The following is a 20,201-nucleotide window of genomic DNA, read 5'->3' as shown; positions in this document are numbered from 1 at the left end:
TATTTTTATGCAAAATGAGTAGAAATTTCTTTAGCTGCTGCTTCTAATACTGCAATTGCTTCTGGAGTTAATTTACCAGATTTCAATACATCTAAAGTATCTCTATGTTTTGCGTTTAAGTAATCGATATAATCTTTTTCGAATTTCTTTACTTGCTCTACTGGAACATCTTTTAATAAGTTCTTAGAACCTGCATAGATAATTGCTACTTGATCTTCTACTGCGTAAGGATCATTTTGAGCTTGCTTTAAAATTTCAACATTACGTTGTCCTTTAGAAATAACGCTCATTGTAGCAGCATCTAAATCAGAACCAAACTTTGCAAACGCTTCTAATTCACGGAACTGAGCTTGATCTAATTTTAAAGTACCAGATACTTTTTTCATTGATTTAATCTGAGCGTTACCACCAACACGAGATACAGAAATACCTACGTTAATTGCTGGACGAACACCTGAGTTAAATAAATCTCCATCTAAGAAAATTTGTCCATCTGTAATCGAAATTACGTTTGTTGGAATATATGCTGATACGTCACCTGCTTGTGTTTCGATAATTGGTAGTGCAGTTAACGAACCTCCACCTTTTACTAAAGGTTTTAATGACTCTGGTAAGTCATTCATTTCGCTTGCAATCTTATCATCGTTGATTACTTTTGCAGCACGCTCTAATAATCTTGAGTGTAAGTAAAATACATCACCAGGATATGCCTCACGTCCTGGAGGTCTTCTTAATAATAAAGAAATTTCACGGTATGCAACAGCTTGTTTAGATAAATCATCATAAATAATTAAAGCTGGTCTACCAGAATCTCTAAAATATTCTCCAATTGCAGCTCCAGCAAATGGTGCATATACTTGCATTGCTGCAGGATCTGATGCATTTGCTGCTACGATTGTAGTATATGCTAAAGCGCCTTTTTCTTCTAACATGTTTGCAATAGCTGCAACAGTAGATGCTTTTTGACCAATAGCTACATAGATACAATATACTGGCTCACCAGCATCGTAAAATTCTTTTTGATTTAAGATGGTATCAATAGCAACTGTAGATTTACCTGTTTGACGGTCTCCAATAATCAACTCACGTTGACCTCTACCTACAGGAATCATTGCATCAATAGATTTAATACCTGTTTGTAATGGTTCTGTTACTGGTTCTCTATAAATAACCCCAGGAGCTCTACGCTCTAAAGGCATTTCATAAGTTTCACCAGAAATTGGTCCTTTACCATCTATTGGGTTTCCTAAAGTATCTACAACTCTACCTACAATTCCTTCACCTGCTCTTAAAGAAGCAATACGTTCTGTACGTTTTACTGTAGAACCTTCTCTAACAGAAGTAGAAGCTCCTAATAATACAACACCTGCATTGTCTTCTTCTAAGTTTAATACAATACCTTCTAATCCGTTTTCGAATTCTACTAATTCACCATATTGAACATTAGAAAGACCGTAAACACGAGCAATTCCATCTCCTACTTGTAAAACAGTTCCTACTTCGTTTAAAGTAGCTTTTGCCTCGAAATTTGTTAACTGTTGTTTTAAAATTGCTGATACTTCAGCTGGTTTAATACTTGCCATCTTTTATAATTTGATGTATAATTAAATTTTTGGAATAAAATGACTGTTGTCAAATTCCTTTTTCAATTCGTTTAAATAATTAGAGATACTTGCATCATACTCGACATCTCCTACACGTAGAACAAACCCACCTAAGATAGATTCATTTACTTCGTTTTCTAAATTTGCTTTTTCTCCTGTTAAAGCAACAATTTTAGCTAAAACTTGTGCTTCTATTTCTTTAGACAATGGAACAGCTGTGGTTACTTTTGCAACTTGCATATGCTTATCAAAGTCATATATAATTGCATATTGTTTTGCAACAGCATGCAACATTGCTATTCTTTTATTGTCTTCCAATAAATGAAATAAGCCAAGAGTAATATTGTTTACTTTCCCCTTAAACAATGCATTTAAAACATTTATTTTATCAGAAATTTTAACAATAGGGCTTCTTAACATTACTTCAAATTCGTCATTTTCAGAAATTGTTTTATCAATGAATAACATATCGTTATTTACTGCAGTTTCTTCTTTAGAATCTTTAGCAAGATTTAAGATTGCTTTTGCATAACGTAATGCTGCTCTTGCGTCTTTCATGCTTTTGTTAGTTTAAAGTAACATCTTTTAAGATTCCTTCAACTAATTCTAGTTGATCTTTCTTATTTGATAATTCTTTTTTAATTACAGATTCTGCAATACCAATAGACAATTCTGCAACATTCTTTTTAATTTCTGCTAATGCAGCTTGCTTTTCTTGCTGAATTGAAGCTTGTGCAGTTTCAATTAATTTAGTTGTTACCTCTTTGGCATCATCTTTAGCTTCAGCAATCATTTTATCTCTAATATCTCTTGCTTCTTTCATCATTGCATCACGCTCTGCTCTTGCTTCTTTTGCTAATCTTTCATTATCAGCAGTTAAGTTTTGCATTTCTTTACGTGCATTTTCTGCAGCTGCTAATGCATCTTCAATACCAGATTCTCTTTCTTCTAAAGAATTTAAGATTGGTTTCCATGCAAATTTCACCATCAAACCAATTAAGGCCAATAATAAAATTGTAGACACTACAAATAACCCCGGTGAAAAATCGTTTAATAAAGTTTCCATTCTATAAACTAATTATATGTTTTTTTCTTTTTGTTTAATTAAAAACAGCTTCTGTAACCAACCGTTACAGAAAGCTATTTTTTGTTTCTGTTTGGATTATTTTCCTAAGAATAATGCCCCAAATGCTAAACCTTCTAATAATGCAGCGATAATAATCATTGCTGTTTGAATTTTACCAGTTGCTTCAGGTTGACGAGCAATACCTTCCATTGCTTTTCCACCAATTTGACCTAGCCCAATTCCTGCTCCGATTACGATTAATCCTGCTCCAATTAAATTGTACATAATAAATGTATTTTTATTAAATTAAACAAATTTGTATTAATGATGCTCGTGTTCTGCTACTGCCATACCAATAAATAATGCTGAAAGCATTGTAAAGATATAAGCCTGTAAAAAAGCCACTAAAACCTCAATTAATGTTATAAAAAATGATAATACTAAAGACAATCCTGTTGCACCTACAACCCCTAGAGATTCTTTAAGTGTAAACATAATTGCAATTAAGCTCATTACCACAATATGACCTGCTGAAATGTTTGCGAACAAACGTACTAATAATGAAAATGGTTTAATTAATAACGCACCAGCCAATTCTATGATTGCCAAAACTGGACGAATTAATACTGGAACACCTGGCATCCAAATCATGTGCATCCAATAATCTTTATTACCACTTACTGTATAAATTATTAATGTAAAAATTGCCAAACAACCTGTGACTGCTAATTGTCCTGTAACGTTAAAACCTAATGGAGTTAAACCTGCTAGGTTTAATACCCAAATAAAGAAAAATACCGTTAATAAATAGCCTGTAAATCTTCTGTAGTGTTTGTCACCAATATTAGGTCTTGCAATTTCATCACGAACATAAATTACTAAAGGCTCTAATACTCTTGCAAATCCTGTAGGAATTTTCTTTGTTTTGTATTGTTTTGCCAATCTAGAAAACCAGAATAACAACAATAATCCAATTAATAAGATACCAACAACACTTTTAGTTATTGAAAAGTCTAATGTTTTGTGTGCGTTTGTTGGGTGATGAGTCTCATCAAAATTAATAGATGAAGCACCATTATCAAGTTCGTAAATTTTAGAATGAACTTTCGCGAATTTTAATCCGTTTTTCTCTACAATAACATGCCCATCATCATTATGGTGAAACTCTGAAGACATAAAAGTTACCAAACCTTCACTTGTCCACAAAATTACTGGTAATGGAAATCCAACGTGTTTTCTTTCACCATTACTTGTGTAAGAAAATAAAGAAAAATCGTGAGAATCTTTAATGTGATGTAGAATGTAAGCTTCTACTTCTTCTTTCGTATTTACACGCCCACCATCATTTTGGTTATCGTGCTTTTTATCAGATCCTGAAGCAAAACTTGCTGAAGTAAACAAGGTAATTGCTGCTATTAAAAGAAACTTGATTGTTTTTTGTGCAATCTTCATTGTAAAAATACGCTTTCTAAATTCCGTGCAAAAGTAAATCATTAATTCAAAACCACAAACCTTTTTTTTAGCTATTTGATTCTTATTGTTTTTTATTCAAAATTTTAACCACAAAAAAGGCTTCTGTTGATAAAAATACAATCATAGGAATAAATAAAGAGATTCTTGCAGCAAAAGTTAATTCTTCTTCCGTAAATATTGATTTATAAAAGATTAAAGAAAAAAGAATCAACTTTAATACAATAGTGCCTAAATAGATAAAACCTAATTGTTCAAAAATTTTATGAACAGTTGAAAGTAGTAAAAAATTGGTGCAAATAAGTAGTGAAACCCCTAAGTGAAACAGGTACACTTTCTTTAATGAAAATGGTAAAATTATTTCTTGATTATCGATATAATATTCATGTATTGAAAAGCTAATTAAAAACAAAAAAAAGAAAACAACTGAAAATACGAATATACTTTTAATCATTAATTTTATTGGCTTGTTTAATTAACGAATACATTGCTAAAAAAATGGCGATAAGCGTAATAGTTTCTGTTAAAAAGGAGGTTTCAAATTTTTGATCTAACCATTTTCCTAATAAAAAACCCAAATAAATGGTTAACCCCATTTGCAAACCTGCTCCTGAAAGTTGTAAAGCTTTATTAAGCGGTTTTTTCTGTGGGTCTTTTTTGCTCATTAGATGAGTTGAGTTCTTTTATAGCGCCTTTCATTGCACAGGTTGCATTGAAAGATGCTCCTGGTTCTACAGATAGCTTTCCAATAACAACATCTCCAGAAATATCTGCAGTTGTTTTAATAGTTAAGGTATTAGATACAAATAATTCTCCAGAAAATTTCCCTTCAATATCTGCATTGGCAGCTTCTACTTTTCCTTTAATTAGTCCTTCTGCACCAATAATAACTCTTCCATTAGTTATTAATGTTCCTTCTAAAGTTCCATCAATTCTAAAATCACCATCAGATTTAATATCACCTACAATTGTTGTGTTTTTAGCTACAACATTTCTTTCCATAACTTTAGGTTTTTGATTTTTATTTTCTTTACTACTGAACATTTTACTTAGTTAATCGTTTTACTATCTCTTTTGCTTTCTTTCCTTCTTCAGTATTTCCATAACTTACTGCTACAAAATTCATTGCAACTTTATAGGTTTCTTGGTCTTTATATTTACCTATAGCATAAGCCTTTAAGAGTTCAAATTTAGGAATTAATTTTGAATTCTGAATTGTTGGTAGAATTTCATCAATTTTTGCAACGGTTTCTTCGAACTTATCTTCTTTGTATAAATAGTAAATTTCTTTGTATTTGGTTTCAACTTCATTCACAGTAACTTCTTCTTCAATTGGTTTACCTGGATTTTTAATAATCTGTGCAAATTTGGTATCTGAGTAGTTAGTTAAAATAAAATTTTTGTGTTTTTCTGATGCTACTTTATCGCCAATAGTTTGGTAGGCTTGGTATAAATGCCAGTTAATAGGTAAAATTAATTCTTTCTTAGAATTTAGCTTTGACACTCTCTCCAGTCGTTTAATTGCTAATTTGGGGTCTTTAAATTGCTCTTTATAGATTACACCTAACTCATACAAAGCTTGATTTCTATCTAACTTTAAGGTATCAATTACTTTTTGATCTGTAGGGATTTTCTCAATATAACTCGCCAAATCGTATCGCGAACTTTGTTGAGCAACTTGAGTAGAATCTTTTGAGCTACGAATATCTAATTTAGAAGACCATCTCCAATCATCTTCTAATTTTCTATTTCCCCAAACTTTAATAAACTCGGTTTTTCCAAAATTTAAGGACTGTGGATTGTAGAAATACCATTTTCCTTTAGTATTTGTTTGTAATGAACTGCCACCAAAAGAATTGCCAAATGCTTGTTGATTGAGCCTTAATTGTGCCAACTCTTCATCTCTTTTTTTGATGCTATCTATATAATTTTGAAAATATAGTTTTTGCGCATCTTTAGACATAGATGCAATTCTAATAATACTATCGTTTTGTGTAACGGTGTTTTCAAATTGAATCAAAGATGATAAGTTTTTACGTTTACGTTTAATACGTCTTATTCTTAAACTTAAGGTATCTTTAGCTACAGTTAAAAGGCTATCATAATAAGAACTTGCAAGCAAATACTCTGAGTTTTCAAACTTTAGATTCCCTAATCTTTCGTAAGTGAATGTTTTTTGTTTATCACCACCTGCGTCTGCTCTTAATGATTTATTATAATAATCAATTGCTAAATTGATGCTGTCTTTGTTTTCGTACAAATACCCAACTTGAAAATACAACTCATCTAAGTAAGGTCTATTTTCTCTTACCTCTATTAGGTCTTGCATTTTTAACAAAATTGCTGCTGATGTAGAATCGTTTGTAGAATTTTTAGCCAACTCTATATTTGCGTGCATTTTGTATTTATATGGTGCTTTTTTAAAGTTAATGAGTTTGTTAAACACATACAATGCAGAATCCTTTTTGTTTTCTGAACCGTAAATCTGCCCCAAAACAAACAAGTTTCTTGCTCCTTGATTCTTATTGTTTAACGTTTTTGTGGCTTTAATTAAATGCTCTTTTACTTTTTGTAAACTATCAGTTTTTACATACGCCATTGCCAAAGCAGTGTGGGCTTGTTCTTTAATTTCTTCTGGCAAATCTTCTTCTAACCCATCACGAATTTCTAACAGTAACTTTAAAGATTCTATTGCCAATTCTTCATTATCATTTCTAATATTGGCTTTGGCTCTCCAAATCTTAGTTTCATTAATTAAACTTGCATACGGATAACTTGCAATAATGTAGTTGAACGCCTCAATAGCAGGAATAAAACGTTGCTCGTAATAACGTGATTTACCTAATAATAAATAAGCTTCATCAATTTGACTATTACGTTCAATACCATTGATGTTCATTCCGTGTTTTTGAATTGCTTTTACGGCTTTTTCTTCTGCAATTCCAAAAGGTGTAGATGCTTTTTTTTCTTCGGTTTCATTGCCTCCAAAACCAGCTCCCATTCCTGAGTTATTAAATTTTGGGACTTCAATTTTATCTTCAGTAAACTCTATAGGTTCAATTGGTAATTGCTGAAACCAATCGTCTTTGTATTGATCATTTATAGATTGTAATCCTTTATCAAAAGATAGTTTTCCGTTAAACAAGACATTAAACTTGGTATTTAACGAATGCCAATTTCTGTTAATTACAGTGTCTTTTCTGGAACTACAAGAGTACAAAAGGACAAAAGCAACTGCTATAAAAACTATTTTTTTGGTGTATTTCACACAAATAATATTGATTAAACCACTTTTTTGAAAAAGCTAAGAAAATAAAAAACTCTTATTTACAACTACTTTCTAAGAAAAATAGTATAAATAAGAGTGTAAAAATAGTAATAAAATAAGAATCGACTAGTTATACAGAAAAATAGCTTTCTAATTCTTTTAAAGTTTCTGATGATGTTTTAATGTCTTTTACCACATTTCCTTTGTCTAAAACTACTATTCGCTCACAAACTTCGGTTACATGTGTTAAATCGTGACTTGAAACCAACACCGTAATTTCTTTATTTTCTGCTAAATCTTTAATGATTTTTTTCAGTCTAATTTGAGTAGTTGGATCTAAGTTTGCAAAAGGCTCATCTAGAATTACTACTTGTGGATTTCCCATCATTGCAGCAACAATGCCTACTTTTTTCTGATTTCCTTTACTTAAATCTCTTAAATATTTTTTCTTTCCTAAGATTTCTTCGTTAAAAAACTCATCAAACTGCCCTAAAAATTTGGTAACATCAGCTTTATTCATTCCTCTTAAATCGCCAATAAAATCGAAATATTCTTCTGGAGTTAAGTATCCTATTAAAAAAGATTCATCAATAAAAGAACCTGTAAAGTTTTTCCATTCTTCACTTTTGCTTACCACAATATCATGATTGGTAATTGCACCAGATGTTGGTCTAATTAAATCTAATAAAATATTAAAATAAGTAGTTTTTCCTGCTCCGTTATTTCCAACTAAACCAAAACTTTGACCTGTAGGAATCTCTAATGCATCTATATTTAAAACTTCGGTTTTACCGTATTTTTTTGAAATTTCTGTAGTGTGTATCATTGTTTGTGTGTTAGTTTTCTTGTTTAAAAGAGTGAATCATTTTGTATTTAGACGCAACATATTTTTTAGTAATTGCCATCATTAATTTTTTATGGAAGCCCAGACCAATAAGACCAAGTCCTGCCAAAACAATTACTGCAATTTCGAAATTTACTAGCCAATTTAGTAAGGCAAAAATCCCCATTGGTAAAATCATTAGTGGAATACCAATTAACCATTGTACAGCTCCTGTTCCTTGATAATTAAAAGCTGCTTTTTCATCCAAATTTATTTTCTTTCTGTTAAAAGCACCTCCATACATAATTACGTGTGTATTAACTCCAATATTATAAATCGCAGCAGCAAAATGCACTACTAAGATTTTCCATCCAAAATAAACATAAGGAATACCTAGAACAAATAAAATAACAACACTTGCGCTCATTAATGTAAATTTAGATTTTAAATAACGTTCGTATTTAAAATTCTGACTCATTAACATGTTATAATATCCACTATCCCAAGCAGGAATAAATTGTCCGAAATTGATTAAAAATGTACCTGTTGAAAACACACCAATAAATGCATAGAAAAATTCTTTATCTGCATAAACAGGCTGAGGATAAAAGAACAAACCGTAAAACAACCCAATAATCAATATAAAAAATGATGATTTTGTACGCTTATTTCTGGTGATGAGTCGCAGATCGTTTTTCATAAATGGTGCAACATCTCCAAATCTGTTTAACCACGATAAATCTGATGAATTTACTTCTTTTACTTTAGTTGCAATGGCTTCATCTAAGTATACTTGACTTCTTAATTGTTTGTAGTTTAACTGATATAAAACCGCAAGTACAATAATACTAACTAAACTGTAAATAGGATTCTGATAAATAAAGTCGAAACCTTGCCCAACATAACCAGCTAGATTGAAAATTTCATAACGCTGAACCAAAAATCCTCCTAATAAAATGGCTATCATTACTCCAAAAGCAATATTGTTTTTATTGACTAAGAAGTTTAAAAAGTTGATACATTGTACAAGTAAAATCATTAGAAACAACCATCCTAAAACACCATTTGTATCATAACCTTCTTTTATTAATACCACTGAAAAAGGAATGTAAAAAAACAAACTCATGATATTAAAAAATGAGAATGACGATTTTACCAATACATAATTGACAATGGTTTTCTTTTTAATAGGTAAGAGCAACATTGGTTTGATATTCATTACTGGTAGTTTCTGCATTAAATACCGAAACATCAAATCGCCAGTAATGGCAAATAGTAAAAATGAATTGACTAGTACTAAAGGATCTTTTTCTGGATACATTTCTTTTAGTGCAAAAAAGCCACCAAATCCCAACCCTAAAAAGATAAGGATAAAGTACACAGCAAAAAACCCAATTAGAATTTTAGCACCAATACTTTTACCAAAAGAAGAAGATCTAAAAAATTGTTTCCATTCTAACTTTAAAAAATGTGAAATCATATACTTGGTTTGTTTAGTTGGTAATTAGTTGTTTGATTTTGGTTTTTGTTACAAATTTTTTACCATTTTATATTCTGGATAGGTTTCTTGCAACAATTCTTGGGCTTTTTGAGGTAAAACATAATTTGAAACGTAAAAAATAATACATAAAAATGTAATTACTGAAGAAATTAATATGAGCCAATAGATATTTAAGCTAGAAAAATTAAATCTAGTTAAATGAATAAAATTAAATAAATTGATAAATGTTACACCTGTAAAACCGTTTTTAGTAGTTCCAAGCATAGCTTCTAAAAGAAATATTTTTTCTTCTTTTTTTTCTTTCTGTTTGTGTTCTTTTCTTATTCTGTAAACTGCAATCATCTCAAAAGTAATTAATATTAAAAGTGTTGCTAAAAAAAGATACTCTGAATATGGAATCTGAAAAGCAAAAAAGAACCCAAGAAAAATAAGCATAGTTGTAACTACTTTAGGTACTGTAAACCATTCTTTTGTAAAACGCCAAATAATTTTCCAATAACGCTTATTCATTTGTTTTTGTTTGGCTTCAATAACATCCATAAAACCAAAAATGCCAAATTTTTTAAACGATTTGTCTCTGGCATCTTCAAAAGAAAGGTTGGGATGTTCTACCCAAATTTGCTCTATATCGTTTGCCAAATGATCTACCAATTCTGTTTGTACATCATAATGATACACGTAATGTTGTCTTGTGAATTTGTATAAATTTTCTATTTGTATTTCTGATAATTTCATCAATAAAAATTAAACGAATTTGTATTCTGGATAGGTTTCTTGTAGCAATTGTTCTGCTTTTTTAGGAATAACAACCAAGGTTATATAGCCAAATATTACTAAAAAAGTAATTAATATAGCAGAGAGTGCTTTTCTAAAATCCCCCATTAATAAAAAATCTTTTGTGCTATCAGGAAGAATGAAATCGTAAAGATAAAAAAGGATTAAGGCAGAATTTCCTATTCCATTTATTGAAATAATTTTTTGAAACATCCATTTTTTGCCTGTTTCTTTATAGTTCTTTTTTAATTTTCTACTATTTCTAATTAATACAATTATTTCTAAAAGAATAACGACTCCAAAAACAGCGGCATATACATAATAAGCACTTGTTAATTTTTGTAATTGGTAAAAGCCAAAAAGTAAACTGATTGTTAAAACTATTTTTGGTAACTGAAACCACTCTTTGGCAAACTTTAAAATGGTTTTAAGATATTTTTTTGTCATTTGCCGTTCTTTAGCTTGTACCACATCCATAAAACCAAAAATTCCAAATTTTTTAAAGGATTTGTCTCTGGCATCTTCAAAAGAAAGGTTGGGATGTTCTTCCCAAATTTGCTCAATATCATTAGCTAAATGATCAACCAATTCTGTTTGCACATCATAATATTCTACATAATGTTTTCTTGTGAATTTGTAGAGTTCTTTTATGTGATTTTGGGTTATTTTCATGACAATAATTGATTTCTCATTTTTTCAACTCTAGCAATTGCTTTTTTGTAAACTTTATATCCAGAATAAGTAAAAATTAGATGTACAGGAATTAAAACAAAAAGTATGAATTTGTGATATTCTGTTGGAACTGAAAATACTCCTTCAGGCTTTAAAGAAAGCATTACTATTTGAAATAATAGAGTTGTTGAAATAATGTAATGCAAACCATATTGTTTATGGACTGATTTACCATATTTTTTTTTCCAAATAGTATAAGATTCATAGAAAAAAATGAGTGTAGGAATTATAAATAATACATAACTAAATTTTACAAATAGTTTTAATTCTAAAACTGAAGAAATGTAATAATAAGCAAAAAAACAACTAATGAATATCATTACATTTTTTAGGTTTTTAAAAAAATCTATAAAACCCTTAAGATACATTCTCCTATAAAATTTATTGGTGTTTTTCCAACCTTGAGTATTAACATGAGAGAAAGTCCCTTTCCAACCTAAACCAATAAAAGATTTATGTACTGCTTTTTTAAAATCTTCTCCTGTTTCTAATCTTTTTTCAACATCAGAAACCACATGATCTAATAGTTCTATTCTGATGTCCCAATATTTGATGCCTTCATTTTCTAAACGATGATCTATATGCTTTATTTGTTCTTTTGTTAATTCCATAGCTTATGAAATTTGATATTTTGTAACTACTTCTTTGTGTTTTTTGAAGAAGTGATGACAAATGTATCCTACTGTAAAACCAGCACAAACAAAGCCTGTAAACACAGGATTTATTTCACCATTTTCTTTAAAAACACTTCCAACAAAAACGCCTAATATTAAAAATATTGTTCCAAAAAATTGAGTTTTTAAAATAAAACTATAGGTTGTTTTTTGTTTAAGTTGAATTATTTTAAAAATAATGAAGCCTATATAAATCAGCACAGGAAATGTAAAACCCGATAATAAGCCATTTATAGAATTTGCAAAGCCTTTAGAAACTTGTATTGGTATTACTTTTAAAAATACAACTGGTAAAATATATGCAGCTAAATATAAAAAGTAGAAGTATTTAAACTGCTTTACTGCTTTGTTTACAACAATTTTAGAATTGGAATACAACATACCAAAAAAGAAACTAGAGGTTTCTCTAAAATGTTTTTCCCAACGTATTTTAACTCTTGCAAAAGCCTCTTCAAAAGTATTGCCTTTTTGCATAAAACTTTCAACATCAGAAATTATATGATCTAAAATTTCATCTTTTAAATCTATAAAATCGAAGTTTTTAGATGTTAAATAGTCTTGTACATTTTGTATTTGTTTTGTTGTTAATTCCATACTACTCCAAACTAAATTTAGGATTCACCAAATGTTGCATCGTCTTTAAAAACTCTTGCATTTCTTCTAACTTATTCGCAGTTTCTTTAGTTCCATTTTCTGTGAGTTTGTAATATTTTCTAAGTCTGTTGCCCACTTTTGCAACCTCAACATCTAGCAAACCATCTGCTTCTAACTTGTGCAATGCTGGGTACAAAGCGCCTTCTGTGATTTTTAATTCGCCTTTGGTGAGTTCTTTTACTTTTTGTGTGATTTCGTAGCCATACATTTTATCATTCGTTTCTAATAATTTTAAAATGATGGTTTGTAAAGATCCTTTGTATAATTTCTGATTTCCCATTTTGTTGATGTGTAATCGTTTAATTGTTGAAATGTGTAATTGTTTTCCTGTCACTTCGAGTGATTTCGATTTTTTAATCGAAATTGTATCGAGAAGTTTTGTGTGTTCTTGATACAAATTTGTTAAGCTACGCTTGCTATCTTCAATAAAAATCCATTTTTATTGAAGATAATTTCTCAAATTCACTCGAACTGACAATTAAAACTTGTCCTTGCGAGTTTACCGAGCAATCTCTATTTTAAATGTACAGATTACTTCACTTTGTTCGCAATAACATCTCTTCTACAAATATATACATAATTTTCTTATACATTAGATTCTTATGTATATTTTTTTTTTGATAAAAAAAATCCTGAAAATTTACTTTCAGGATTTTTAGATTTAATTAAAAGGTTACTAAAGTATTATTTTGTCACTTTTAAAACTTCAGCAATAATACGTTCTAAATCTGCTTTTGGCAAAGCTCCATTAGCCATTTGTGGTTCTGCATCTTTAGGACAAAACAACATAGACGGAATACTTCTAATGCCAAATGCAGCAGATAATTCTTGTTCTGCTTCAGTATCAATTTTATAAATGTCTATTTTACCTTCATACTCTTTAGAAAGTTGCTCTAAAACTGGCGCTAACATTTTACATGGCCCACACCAATCTGCATAAAAATCAATTAATGCAGGTTTATCTCCCTCAAATTTCCATTCCTTATTTTCTTCAAAGTTAAACACCTTTTTTAAGAAGCTTTCTTTTGTTAAATTTTCTGTCATAATAAATAATTTTCACAAAAATAGTCGTTTTTATTTGTCTCAAATTACAAATCAACATCAATATGAAAATTCAAACGTTAAAAAATGTTAAATACCTGATAATATGTTAAATAACATCTAATTTTGAGTAAAATCAAATTTTATTAGAAATGAAAAACAAAATCATCTTACCTATTCTTATAGCAAGTGCTATTTTAGTCTCTTGTAAAGAAGAAATCAAACAAAGAAATATAAACGTGAATTATCCAGAAACTACAAAAAAACCGGTTGTAGACACCTTATTTGGAACTGCTGTAACAGATAATTACAGATGGTTAGAAGACGACAGAAGTACAGAAACAGAAGCTTGGGTAAAAGCTGAAAACGAAGTTACTTTCAATTACTTGAGCAAAATTCCTTACAGAGAACAATTAAAATCTCGTTTGTCGGAATTATGGAATTATGAGAAGGTTGGTAGACCTTTTAAAGAAGGTGATTACACGTATTTTTATAAAAATAATGGTTTACAGAATCAATATGTAGTCTATCGTAAAAAAGGCGATGGTGATGCAGAGGTTTTCTTAGATCCAAATACATTTTCTGAAGATGGAACAACCTCTTTGGGTTCGTTAAGTTTTTCTAAAGACGGCAAAACAGCTGCATACGCTATTTCTGAAGGTGGTTCTGATTGGAGAAAAATTATTGTCATGGACGCTGAATCAAAAACCATCAAAGAAGATACTTTGGTTGATGTAAAGTTCTCAGGAATTTCTTGGTACAAAAACGAAGGTTTCTATTATTCTAGTTATGATAAACCAAAAGGAAGTGAGTTGTCTGCAAAAACAGATCAACATAAATTGTACTACCATAAATTAGGTACTTCTCAAAAAGAAGATGCTGTTATTTTTGGAGCAGTTCCTTCAGAAAAACACAGATATGTTGGTGGTTACATCACAGAAGACAATAAATATTTGGTTATTACCGCTTCTGTTTCTACTTCTGGAAACAAGTTATTCATCAAAGACCTATCAAAATCAAACAGTAAATTAGTCACAGTTTTAAATGATGTAAAAAGTGATACTTATGTTATTGATAATAGAGGAAGTAAATTGTTTCTTCAAACAAATTTAAATGCGCCAAATCAAAAAGTAGTTACAGTTGATGCTGCTAATCCTACCCCAGAAAACTGGCAAGATTTTATTCCTGAAACGGAAAATGTGTTGAGTCCTTCAACTGGTGCTGGTTATTTCTTTGCAGAATATATGGTAGATGCTGTTTCAAAAGTCTTACAATATGATTTTAACGGAAAGCTAATTAGAGAAGTAAAATTACCAGGAGTAGGTTCTGCTGGTGGTTTTGGAGGAAAAACAGATGCTAAAGAATTGTATTTTTCTTTTACAAATTATAGCACACCAGGTTCTTTGTATAAATTCAACCCAAAAGACGGAACGTTTGAATCTTATTGGAAACCTACTGTAGATTTTAATTCTGATGCGTATACAAGCAAACAAGTTTTTTACACCTCTAAAGATGGTACAAAAGTTCCTATGATTATTACACATAAAAAAGGCGTAGCATTAAATGGTAAAAACCCAACCATTTTATATGGTTATGGAGGGTTTAACATCAGTTTAACACCAAGTTTTAGTATTGCAAATGCAGTTTGGATGGAACAAGGTGGTGTGTATGCAGTTCCTAATTTACGTGGTGGTGGAGAATATGGTAAAAAATGGCACGATGCAGGAACTCAATTAAAAAAACAAAATGTGTTTGACGATTTTATTGCAGCAGCAGAATACTTAATCGAAAACAACTACACCTCATCAGACTATTTAGCCATAAGAGGTGGGTCTAATGGTGGATTATTAGTTGGTGCAACAATGACGCAAAGACCAGAATTAATGAAAGTAGCATTGCCTGCTGTTGGAGTTTTAGACATGTTGCGTTACCACACATTTACTGCAGGAGCAGGTTGGGCATATGATTATGGAACAGCAGAAGATAGCAAAGAAATGTTCGATTATTTAAAAGGATATTCGCCAGTACATAATGTAAAAGAAGGTGTTGAGTATCCTGCTACGCTAGTAACCACAGGAGATCATGATGACAGGGTTGTGCCTGCACATAGTTTTAAATTTGCAGCAGAATTGCAAGCAAAACAAACAGGAAATAATCCAACATTAATTAGAATAGAAACCAATGCAGGTCATGGAGCTGGAACGCCTGTTGCTAAAACTATAGAGCAATATTCAGACATTTTCGGATTTACATTATTTAATATGGGTTTTGATCAGTTGCCAAATCCTCCAAAAAGTAAAATTAAATCTTAGAAAAATTAATTGAGTATCATTTCGAAAGTAACGAAGTGGAGTAAAGAAATCTCATGGTAAGATTTCTCCATTTCAGTCGAAATGACAATCGTTTCAAATAAAGTTAAACTATAAAACCGATACAGATTTGTGTCGGTTTTTCTTTTTTGTCACTTCAAGTAATTTTTTGAAGAATAAGAAAAATTGTATCGATAAGTTGGGCGTTACCTAAAGGTCGCGCTTTTCACTATATCTTTTTTTCATTCTTCAAAAAAGGATGCCGTTTCAATCGCTAACGCAGACGTATGTATTAACCAATTGTCAGTTCGAGTAATTTTCTTGCTTTTCAAAAAAAATTGTATCGAGAACAATTTCAAAATAGAAAACCTATTTTTGCAACATGCTAAAAGTGAACAATCTTTCTTTTCAATACAACAAGAAAAAACCTGTTTTAAAAGATTTTAATTTTTCCTTACAACAGGGAGAACATTTGTGTATCATGGGAGAAAGTGGTTGTGGAAAATCTACTTTATTAAAAGCAATTTATGGTTTATTCGACCTAAATAAAGGTGCTATTTTTTGGAAAAAAGAACAAGTATTTGGACCTGAGAAATATCTTGTTCCTGGTTTTGAAAAGTTTAAATATGTTGCTCAAGATTTTGATTTGATGCCTTATATTTCTGTATCAGAAAACATCAAAAAATTTCTTTCTCGTTTTTATCCTGATGAAAGTGAAGCCAGAACACAAGAATTGTTAGAAGTGATTCAATTAGAAGCTTTTGAGCACACTAAAGTTAAAAACTTAAGTGGAGGTCAAAAACAACGTGTTGCTATTGCTAGAGCTTTGGCAAAAGAACCAGAATTACTTTTGCTAGATGAACCTTTTGGCCAAATAGACAACTTTAAAAAAAACGATTTAAGGCGTAGATTATTCTCGTATTTAAAAGAAAAAAATATTGCTTGTATTGTTGCTACTCACGACAAAAACGATGCACTTTCTTTTGCCGATAAATTGATTGTGATTCATAATCACAAAATCTTAGTAAATGATTCTCCTAAATCTATTTATCAAAACCCTAAATTAAAATATGTTGCTGCTTTGTTTGATGATGTTAACGAAATTACCATCAACAATAAAGTACATCTATTATATCCACATCAACTAAAAATTGTTGAAAAATCAGAACTAAAAGCCACTGTTTTAAACGCTTATTTTAAAGGCTGGTATTGGTTAATAGAAGCTGAATTTGACAATCAAAAAGTGTTCTTCAATCATGATCAAAATATAGCTTCTAAAAAACAAGTGTCTTTAAAAATTGAACCTATTTCACTTCAAACTCCCCTTGATTAGCACCAATTTTAATAGTATATTTTCCTTTAGGAAGATAATATTTACCATTTTGAGATTTCAATAGCTTTACTTTCTTGTTAGCCTTTTCATAGGCTTTCTTTCCTTTTTTAGCAAAAGAAACATCGTATTTTACTTCGTTATAACCTTTGTCTGCACTTACATAAAATGTGTTTACCTCTATATCTCCTGCAAAAATAGCAACACTAATTTTTCTGTTTGAATCTGTATAAAAAGGAATGGTAATTTCTGGCTCATAAGCATCTCTCCATTGACTCCAAGACCTTCCCCAATTTCTACTTTTTCTAATTGAATTTACTTTAAAAATATGGGTAGATTTGGCTAATAACTCTTCTGTCATTAGTTGTAAAGGGGCAATATTTGCTGTATACAAACTACGTCCATGAGTTCCTATTATTAAGTGTTTTGCAGTAGGCTGAATCACTAAATCGTGCACAGCAACATTAGGCAAGTTATTGCTAAATGCTTCCCAAGAATTTCCTTGGTTAAAAGTAATATACACTCCATTATCAGTACCTAAATACAAGATATTTTGGTTTTCTGAATCTTCTTTTATTACATTTACAGAAGATGTTGGTATATTACTACTAATACTTTTCCAAGTCTGTCCATAATCATCAGACATATACACATAAGGTGTAAAATCATCAAAACGATATCCGTTTAAAGTTGCATACACTCTTTCTTTTTTAAATTTTGATGCCACAACTCTAGAAACCCATAAGTTCTGTGGTAAATTATTAGAAATACGTGTCCAACTACCACCACCATTTTTTGTTAGGTTGATGTATCCATCATCAGAACCTACATATAATAGTCCAAATTGAAAGGGACTTTCTGAAATAGTAGTTAAGGTTCCGTAAGCAACATTTCCTTTTTTCCCTCCTGTGGTTAAATCTTCTGAAATGGTTTCCCAGTCATCACCTTTGTTTAAAGATCGGTGTAATTTATTGCCTCCTAAATAAAGTATATCTTGGTTGTGTTTTGATAACAAAATTGGTGTTTGCCAGTTAAAACGATATGGATTTTCACCTAAAGTATGTTTTGGTTGAATGTACTTATAATCTTCAGTTTCTAAATGTAAACGATAATAATTTCCAAATTGAGAGCCTGTATATACAATATTCGGATTCCTATCATCAACTTGTACCTGCATTCCGTCTCCACCCATAATTGATTCATAAGGGTTTTGACCAGATTGATGCCATTCTTTATCGATTCTAGCAGTATGAGACGCAACCCAAACTCCATTGTCTTGCAAACCTCCATATACTTTATAATTTTTCTGATTATCTGCATAAACTGAATAAAATTGACCAACTGCAGGGTCATTCAATTTAATCCAGCTTTCTCCATCATCATAAGTCAGGTTTAAACCACCATCATTTCCATTTAAAATATGTCCAGATTTTTTAGGGTTTACCCATAACGCTTGATGATCTGCGTGGACATTTTCTCTACTGATTGATGTAAATGTTTTTCCACCATCTTTAGATTTTATAATGGGTACACCTAACACATAAATACCGTTTTCGTCTTGTAAATCGACACGAATTTCACCAAAATAATACCCGTAAGAACTGTACACACCATCTAAATAGCCTTTGTGTGTTTTTTTCCATGACTTTCCTCCATTGGTTGTTTTAAAAACCTCTGCGCCTATAACTTGAGTGTCAAACATTACAGAGTTTGCATCTTCTAAAAAACTTGCCAAATCTATTGGTTTTACAGAGCCAACACGTACCATTTCTTTTACACTTGCTGCAGTATACTTTCTAGGAAATCTGTTATTTCTTAAATATGAATTTAGTTTTTTATTAGATAACTTAGAAAAGTTATTAGTTGATATTGTTTTAAAATCTTCTTTTGTTAAATCATCCGATTTTTTTTTATCTTTCATTTTTGGTCTTCTAAATTGGCTATCGTGTAATGCATAAACTGTGTTTTCATTAAAAACCGCTAACCCTATTCTACCAACACCATCTCCTACTGGAAAACCGCTTTTATTAGAAATTTTTGTCCAAGAACTTCCTGCATCAGTACTCTTATAGATAGCAGAATTATTTCCATCACCATCAAAGTCCCAAGCTTTTCGAACCCTTTCCCAAGAAGCTGCATACATTGTATTGAAATTTTCTGGAGCAAAAGCAACATCTATAACTCCTGTATCTTGGTTGATAAATAAAGATTTTGTCCAAGTCTTACCTCCATCTGTAGTTTTAAAAACACCTCTTTCTTCGTTTGAAGAATATAGATGTCCTATTACACCTACCACGACTTCATCCGTATTATTAGGATTGATGACAATTCTACTAATATGATGCGAATCTGTTAAACCAACATTATTCCATGTTTTTCCTTTATCTGTAGATTTTAGCATTCCAATTCCTGCATACGAAGAACGTGATGAATTTTTTTCTCCAGTTCCTACCCAGATTGTTCCAGATTTCCAATCCACGGCAATATCACCGATATTTTGTGTTGGAGAATTGTCTGAAACTGGTGTAAAAGTAGTTCCGTTATTGTTGGTGTACCATAAACCTCCTGAAGCATAACCAACATAAAATTCGATAGGATTGTCTGGATTTACAGCAATATCTGCTACACGTCCACTCATCACAGTTGGTCCAATATTGGTAAATTCTACGTTTTTAACCAATGACGATGTCATCATCTTGGATTTTTGTGCTAAAGATTGTTTTACTTTATCTGCACTTGTTGGAGTTTGCGCAATAATTAACGTTGAAAAGCAAAAAAATAGAATTTGAAAAAAAGATTTCATTTGTTGGTAAGTTTGAGTTGAGATGATGAAATTACCACTTGTATTATCATTTTCAAAATCTTTAACAGAATTTAGGATTTAGAACCAAAATTAAAGAGTGTATCTTTGACCTCGGAATTGAGTTACAGAAAACTGAATTCTTAAAAAATTTC

At 30.7% G+C, this 20,201-nt stretch carries 20 protein-coding genes; 2 read left to right on the top strand and 18 right to left on the bottom strand.

The window, feature by feature from the left end; genetic code table 11:
• Positions 1-5: 5 nt before the first annotated feature.
• The 17 genes from atpA to trxA all read right to left on the bottom strand — a co-directional run bounded on the left by atpA (position 6) and on the right by trxA (position 13,610).
• Positions 6-1,583: a F0F1 ATP synthase subunit alpha gene (atpA, locus tag FP421_RS09435; RefSeq protein ID WP_159949884.1), complete on the bottom strand. Its 1,578-nt coding sequence runs from the start codon at positions 1,581-1,583 to the stop codon at positions 6-8.
• A gap of 21 nt (positions 1,584-1,604) precedes the next feature.
• Positions 1,605-2,162, bottom strand: coding sequence for an ATP synthase F1 subunit delta (gene atpH / locus FP421_RS09430; RefSeq protein ID WP_159949882.1), 558 nt, complete (start codon positions 2,160-2,162; stop codon positions 1,605-1,607).
• Positions 2,163-2,169: 7 nt separating this feature from the next.
• The gene (locus tag FP421_RS09425; protein WP_159949880.1) at positions 2,170-2,670 is read right to left on the bottom strand and encodes a F0F1 ATP synthase subunit B; all 501 of its coding nucleotides are present in this window, start codon (positions 2,668-2,670) and stop codon (positions 2,170-2,172) included.
• 96 nt (positions 2,671-2,766) lie between these two features.
• Complete coding sequence (atpE, locus tag FP421_RS09420; protein ID WP_013993139.1) at positions 2,767-2,955, bottom strand: ATP synthase F0 subunit C; 189 nt, start codon at positions 2,953-2,955, stop codon at positions 2,767-2,769.
• A 36-nt stretch (positions 2,956-2,991) separates the two neighbouring features.
• A complete protein-coding gene (atpB, locus tag FP421_RS09415; protein ID WP_159949878.1) occupies positions 2,992-4,122 on the bottom strand; it encodes a F0F1 ATP synthase subunit A in 1,131 nt (376 codons plus the stop codon).
• A gap of 82 nt (positions 4,123-4,204) precedes the next feature.
• The gene (locus FP421_RS09410) at positions 4,205-4,594 is read right to left on the bottom strand and encodes a DUF6168 family protein (protein WP_159949876.1); all 390 of its coding nucleotides are present in this window, start codon (positions 4,592-4,594) and stop codon (positions 4,205-4,207) included.
• Positions 4,587-4,805: an AtpZ/AtpI family protein gene (locus FP421_RS09405; protein WP_159949874.1), complete on the bottom strand. Its 219-nt coding sequence runs from the start codon at positions 4,803-4,805 to the stop codon at positions 4,587-4,589. Before FP421_RS09405 ends, FP421_RS09410 begins: the two co-directional genes overlap by 8 nt.
• Positions 4,771-5,184, bottom strand: a complete 414-nt coding sequence (locus tag FP421_RS09400) for a bactofilin family protein (protein WP_159949872.1) — start codon at positions 5,182-5,184, stop codon at positions 4,771-4,773. Before FP421_RS09400 ends, FP421_RS09405 begins: the two co-directional genes overlap by 35 nt.
• Before the next feature lies 1 nt (position 5,185).
• Positions 5,186-7,408, bottom strand: coding sequence for a type IX secretion system periplasmic lipoprotein PorW/SprE (gene porW, locus FP421_RS09395; RefSeq protein ID WP_236548087.1), 2,223 nt, complete (start codon positions 7,406-7,408; stop codon positions 5,186-5,188).
• A 130-nt stretch (positions 7,409-7,538) separates the two neighbouring features.
• Positions 7,539-8,234 carry an ABC transporter ATP-binding protein gene (locus FP421_RS09390; RefSeq protein WP_159949870.1) on the bottom strand — a complete coding sequence of 232 codons (696 nt, stop codon included), beginning with the start codon at positions 8,232-8,234 and terminating at the stop codon, positions 7,539-7,541.
• 10 nt (positions 8,235-8,244) lie between these two features.
• Positions 8,245-9,711: a DUF5687 family protein gene (locus tag FP421_RS09385; protein WP_159949868.1), complete on the bottom strand. Its 1,467-nt coding sequence runs from the start codon at positions 9,709-9,711 to the stop codon at positions 8,245-8,247.
• A gap of 48 nt (positions 9,712-9,759) precedes the next feature.
• The gene (locus FP421_RS09380; protein WP_159949866.1) at positions 9,760-10,467 is read right to left on the bottom strand and encodes a hypothetical protein; all 708 of its coding nucleotides are present in this window, start codon (positions 10,465-10,467) and stop codon (positions 9,760-9,762) included.
• Between the two features lie 9 nt (positions 10,468-10,476).
• Entirely contained in the window at positions 10,477-11,178 is a 702-nt protein-coding gene (locus FP421_RS09375; protein ID WP_159949864.1) for a hypothetical protein, read from the bottom strand.
• Positions 11,175-11,849 carry a hypothetical protein gene (locus FP421_RS09370; protein ID WP_159949862.1) on the bottom strand — a complete coding sequence of 225 codons (675 nt, stop codon included), beginning with the start codon at positions 11,847-11,849 and terminating at the stop codon, positions 11,175-11,177. Before FP421_RS09370 ends, FP421_RS09375 begins: the two co-directional genes overlap by 4 nt.
• A gap of 3 nt (positions 11,850-11,852) precedes the next feature.
• The gene (locus FP421_RS09365; protein ID WP_159949860.1) at positions 11,853-12,506 is read right to left on the bottom strand and encodes a hypothetical protein; all 654 of its coding nucleotides are present in this window, start codon (positions 12,504-12,506) and stop codon (positions 11,853-11,855) included.
• Between the two features lies 1 nt (position 12,507).
• Positions 12,508-12,846: a PadR family transcriptional regulator gene (locus FP421_RS09360; RefSeq protein WP_159949970.1), complete on the bottom strand. Its 339-nt coding sequence runs from the start codon at positions 12,844-12,846 to the stop codon at positions 12,508-12,510.
• Between the two features lie 404 nt (positions 12,847-13,250).
• Positions 13,251-13,610 carry a thioredoxin gene (trxA, locus tag FP421_RS09355; protein WP_159949858.1) on the bottom strand — a complete coding sequence of 120 codons (360 nt, stop codon included), beginning with the start codon at positions 13,608-13,610 and terminating at the stop codon, positions 13,251-13,253.
• Between the two features lie 149 nt (positions 13,611-13,759).
• On the opposite strand from trxA, the gene FP421_RS09350 reads away from it, so the two are divergent.
• Positions 13,760-15,919 (top strand): prolyl oligopeptidase family serine peptidase, encoded by a 2,160-nt coding sequence (locus FP421_RS09350; protein WP_159949856.1) that lies wholly within the window; start codon positions 13,760-13,762, stop codon positions 15,917-15,919.
• A gap of 379 nt (positions 15,920-16,298) precedes the next feature.
• Positions 16,299-17,249, top strand: coding sequence for an ABC transporter ATP-binding protein (locus FP421_RS09345; protein WP_159949854.1), 951 nt, complete (start codon positions 16,299-16,301; stop codon positions 17,247-17,249).
• Here FP421_RS09345 and FP421_RS09340 read toward each other — a convergent pair.
• The gene (locus tag FP421_RS09340) at positions 17,221-20,049 is read right to left on the bottom strand and encodes a WD40/YVTN/BNR-like repeat-containing protein (protein ID WP_159949852.1); all 2,829 of its coding nucleotides are present in this window, start codon (positions 20,047-20,049) and stop codon (positions 17,221-17,223) included. The genes FP421_RS09345 and FP421_RS09340 overlap by 29 nt on opposite strands.
• Between the last annotated feature and the right edge of the window lie 152 nt (positions 20,050-20,201).

Source organism: Polaribacter septentrionalilitoris (assembly GCF_009832745.1).
In the GTDB taxonomy this organism is placed as follows: Bacteria; Bacteroidota; Bacteroidia; order Flavobacteriales; family Flavobacteriaceae; genus Polaribacter; species Polaribacter septentrionalilitoris.
The sequence above is the reverse complement of the archived record's forward strand: the minus strand, read 5'-3'. Positions and strand labels throughout refer to the sequence as shown.

Excerpts from the sequence above, each read along its gene's own strand:
- atpA (WP_159949884.1), bottom strand. The coding sequence starts at position 1,583 with ATGGCAAGTATTAAACCAGCTGAAGTATCAGCAATTTTAAAACAACAG.
- atpH (WP_159949882.1), bottom strand. The coding sequence starts at position 2,162 with ATGAAAGACGCAAGAGCAGCATTACGTTATGCAAAAGCAATCTTAAAT.
- FP421_RS09425 (WP_159949880.1), bottom strand. The coding sequence starts at position 2,670 with ATGGAAACTTTATTAAACGATTTTTCACCGGGGTTATTTGTAGTGTCT.
- atpE (WP_013993139.1), bottom strand. The coding sequence starts at position 2,955 with ATGTACAATTTAATTGGAGCAGGATTAATCGTAATCGGAGCAGGAATT.
- atpB (WP_159949878.1), bottom strand. The coding sequence starts at position 4,122 with ATGAAGATTGCACAAAAAACAATCAAGTTTCTTTTAATAGCAGCAATT.
- FP421_RS09410 (WP_159949876.1), bottom strand. The coding sequence starts at position 4,594 with ATGATTAAAAGTATATTCGTATTTTCAGTTGTTTTCTTTTTTTTGTTT.
- FP421_RS09405 (WP_159949874.1), bottom strand. The coding sequence starts at position 4,805 with ATGAGCAAAAAAGACCCACAGAAAAAACCGCTTAATAAAGCTTTACAA.
- FP421_RS09400 (WP_159949872.1), bottom strand. The coding sequence starts at position 5,184 with ATGTTCAGTAGTAAAGAAAATAAAAATCAAAAACCTAAAGTTATGGAA.
- FP421_RS09390 (WP_159949870.1), bottom strand. The coding sequence starts at position 8,234 with ATGATACACACTACAGAAATTTCAAAAAAATACGGTAAAACCGAAGTT.
- FP421_RS09385 (WP_159949868.1), bottom strand. The coding sequence starts at position 9,711 with ATGATTTCACATTTTTTAAAGTTAGAATGGAAACAATTTTTTAGATCT.
- FP421_RS09380 (WP_159949866.1), bottom strand. The coding sequence starts at position 10,467 with ATGAAATTATCAGAAATACAAATAGAAAATTTATACAAATTCACAAGA.
- FP421_RS09375 (WP_159949864.1), bottom strand. The coding sequence starts at position 11,178 with ATGAAAATAACCCAAAATCACATAAAAGAACTCTACAAATTCACAAGA.
- FP421_RS09370 (WP_159949862.1), bottom strand. The coding sequence starts at position 11,849 with ATGGAATTAACAAAAGAACAAATAAAGCATATAGATCATCGTTTAGAA.
- FP421_RS09365 (WP_159949860.1), bottom strand. The coding sequence starts at position 12,506 with ATGGAATTAACAACAAAACAAATACAAAATGTACAAGACTATTTAACA.
- FP421_RS09360 (WP_159949970.1), bottom strand. The coding sequence starts at position 12,846 with ATGGGAAATCAGAAATTATACAAAGGATCTTTACAAACCATCATTTTA.
- trxA (WP_159949858.1), bottom strand. The coding sequence starts at position 13,610 with ATGACAGAAAATTTAACAAAAGAAAGCTTCTTAAAAAAGGTGTTTAAC.
- FP421_RS09350 (WP_159949856.1), top strand. The coding sequence starts at position 13,760 with ATGAAAAACAAAATCATCTTACCTATTCTTATAGCAAGTGCTATTTTA.
- FP421_RS09345 (WP_159949854.1), top strand. The coding sequence starts at position 16,299 with ATGCTAAAAGTGAACAATCTTTCTTTTCAATACAACAAGAAAAAACCT.
- FP421_RS09340 (WP_159949852.1), bottom strand. The coding sequence starts at position 20,049 with ATGAAATCTTTTTTTCAAATTCTATTTTTTTGCTTTTCAACGTTAATT.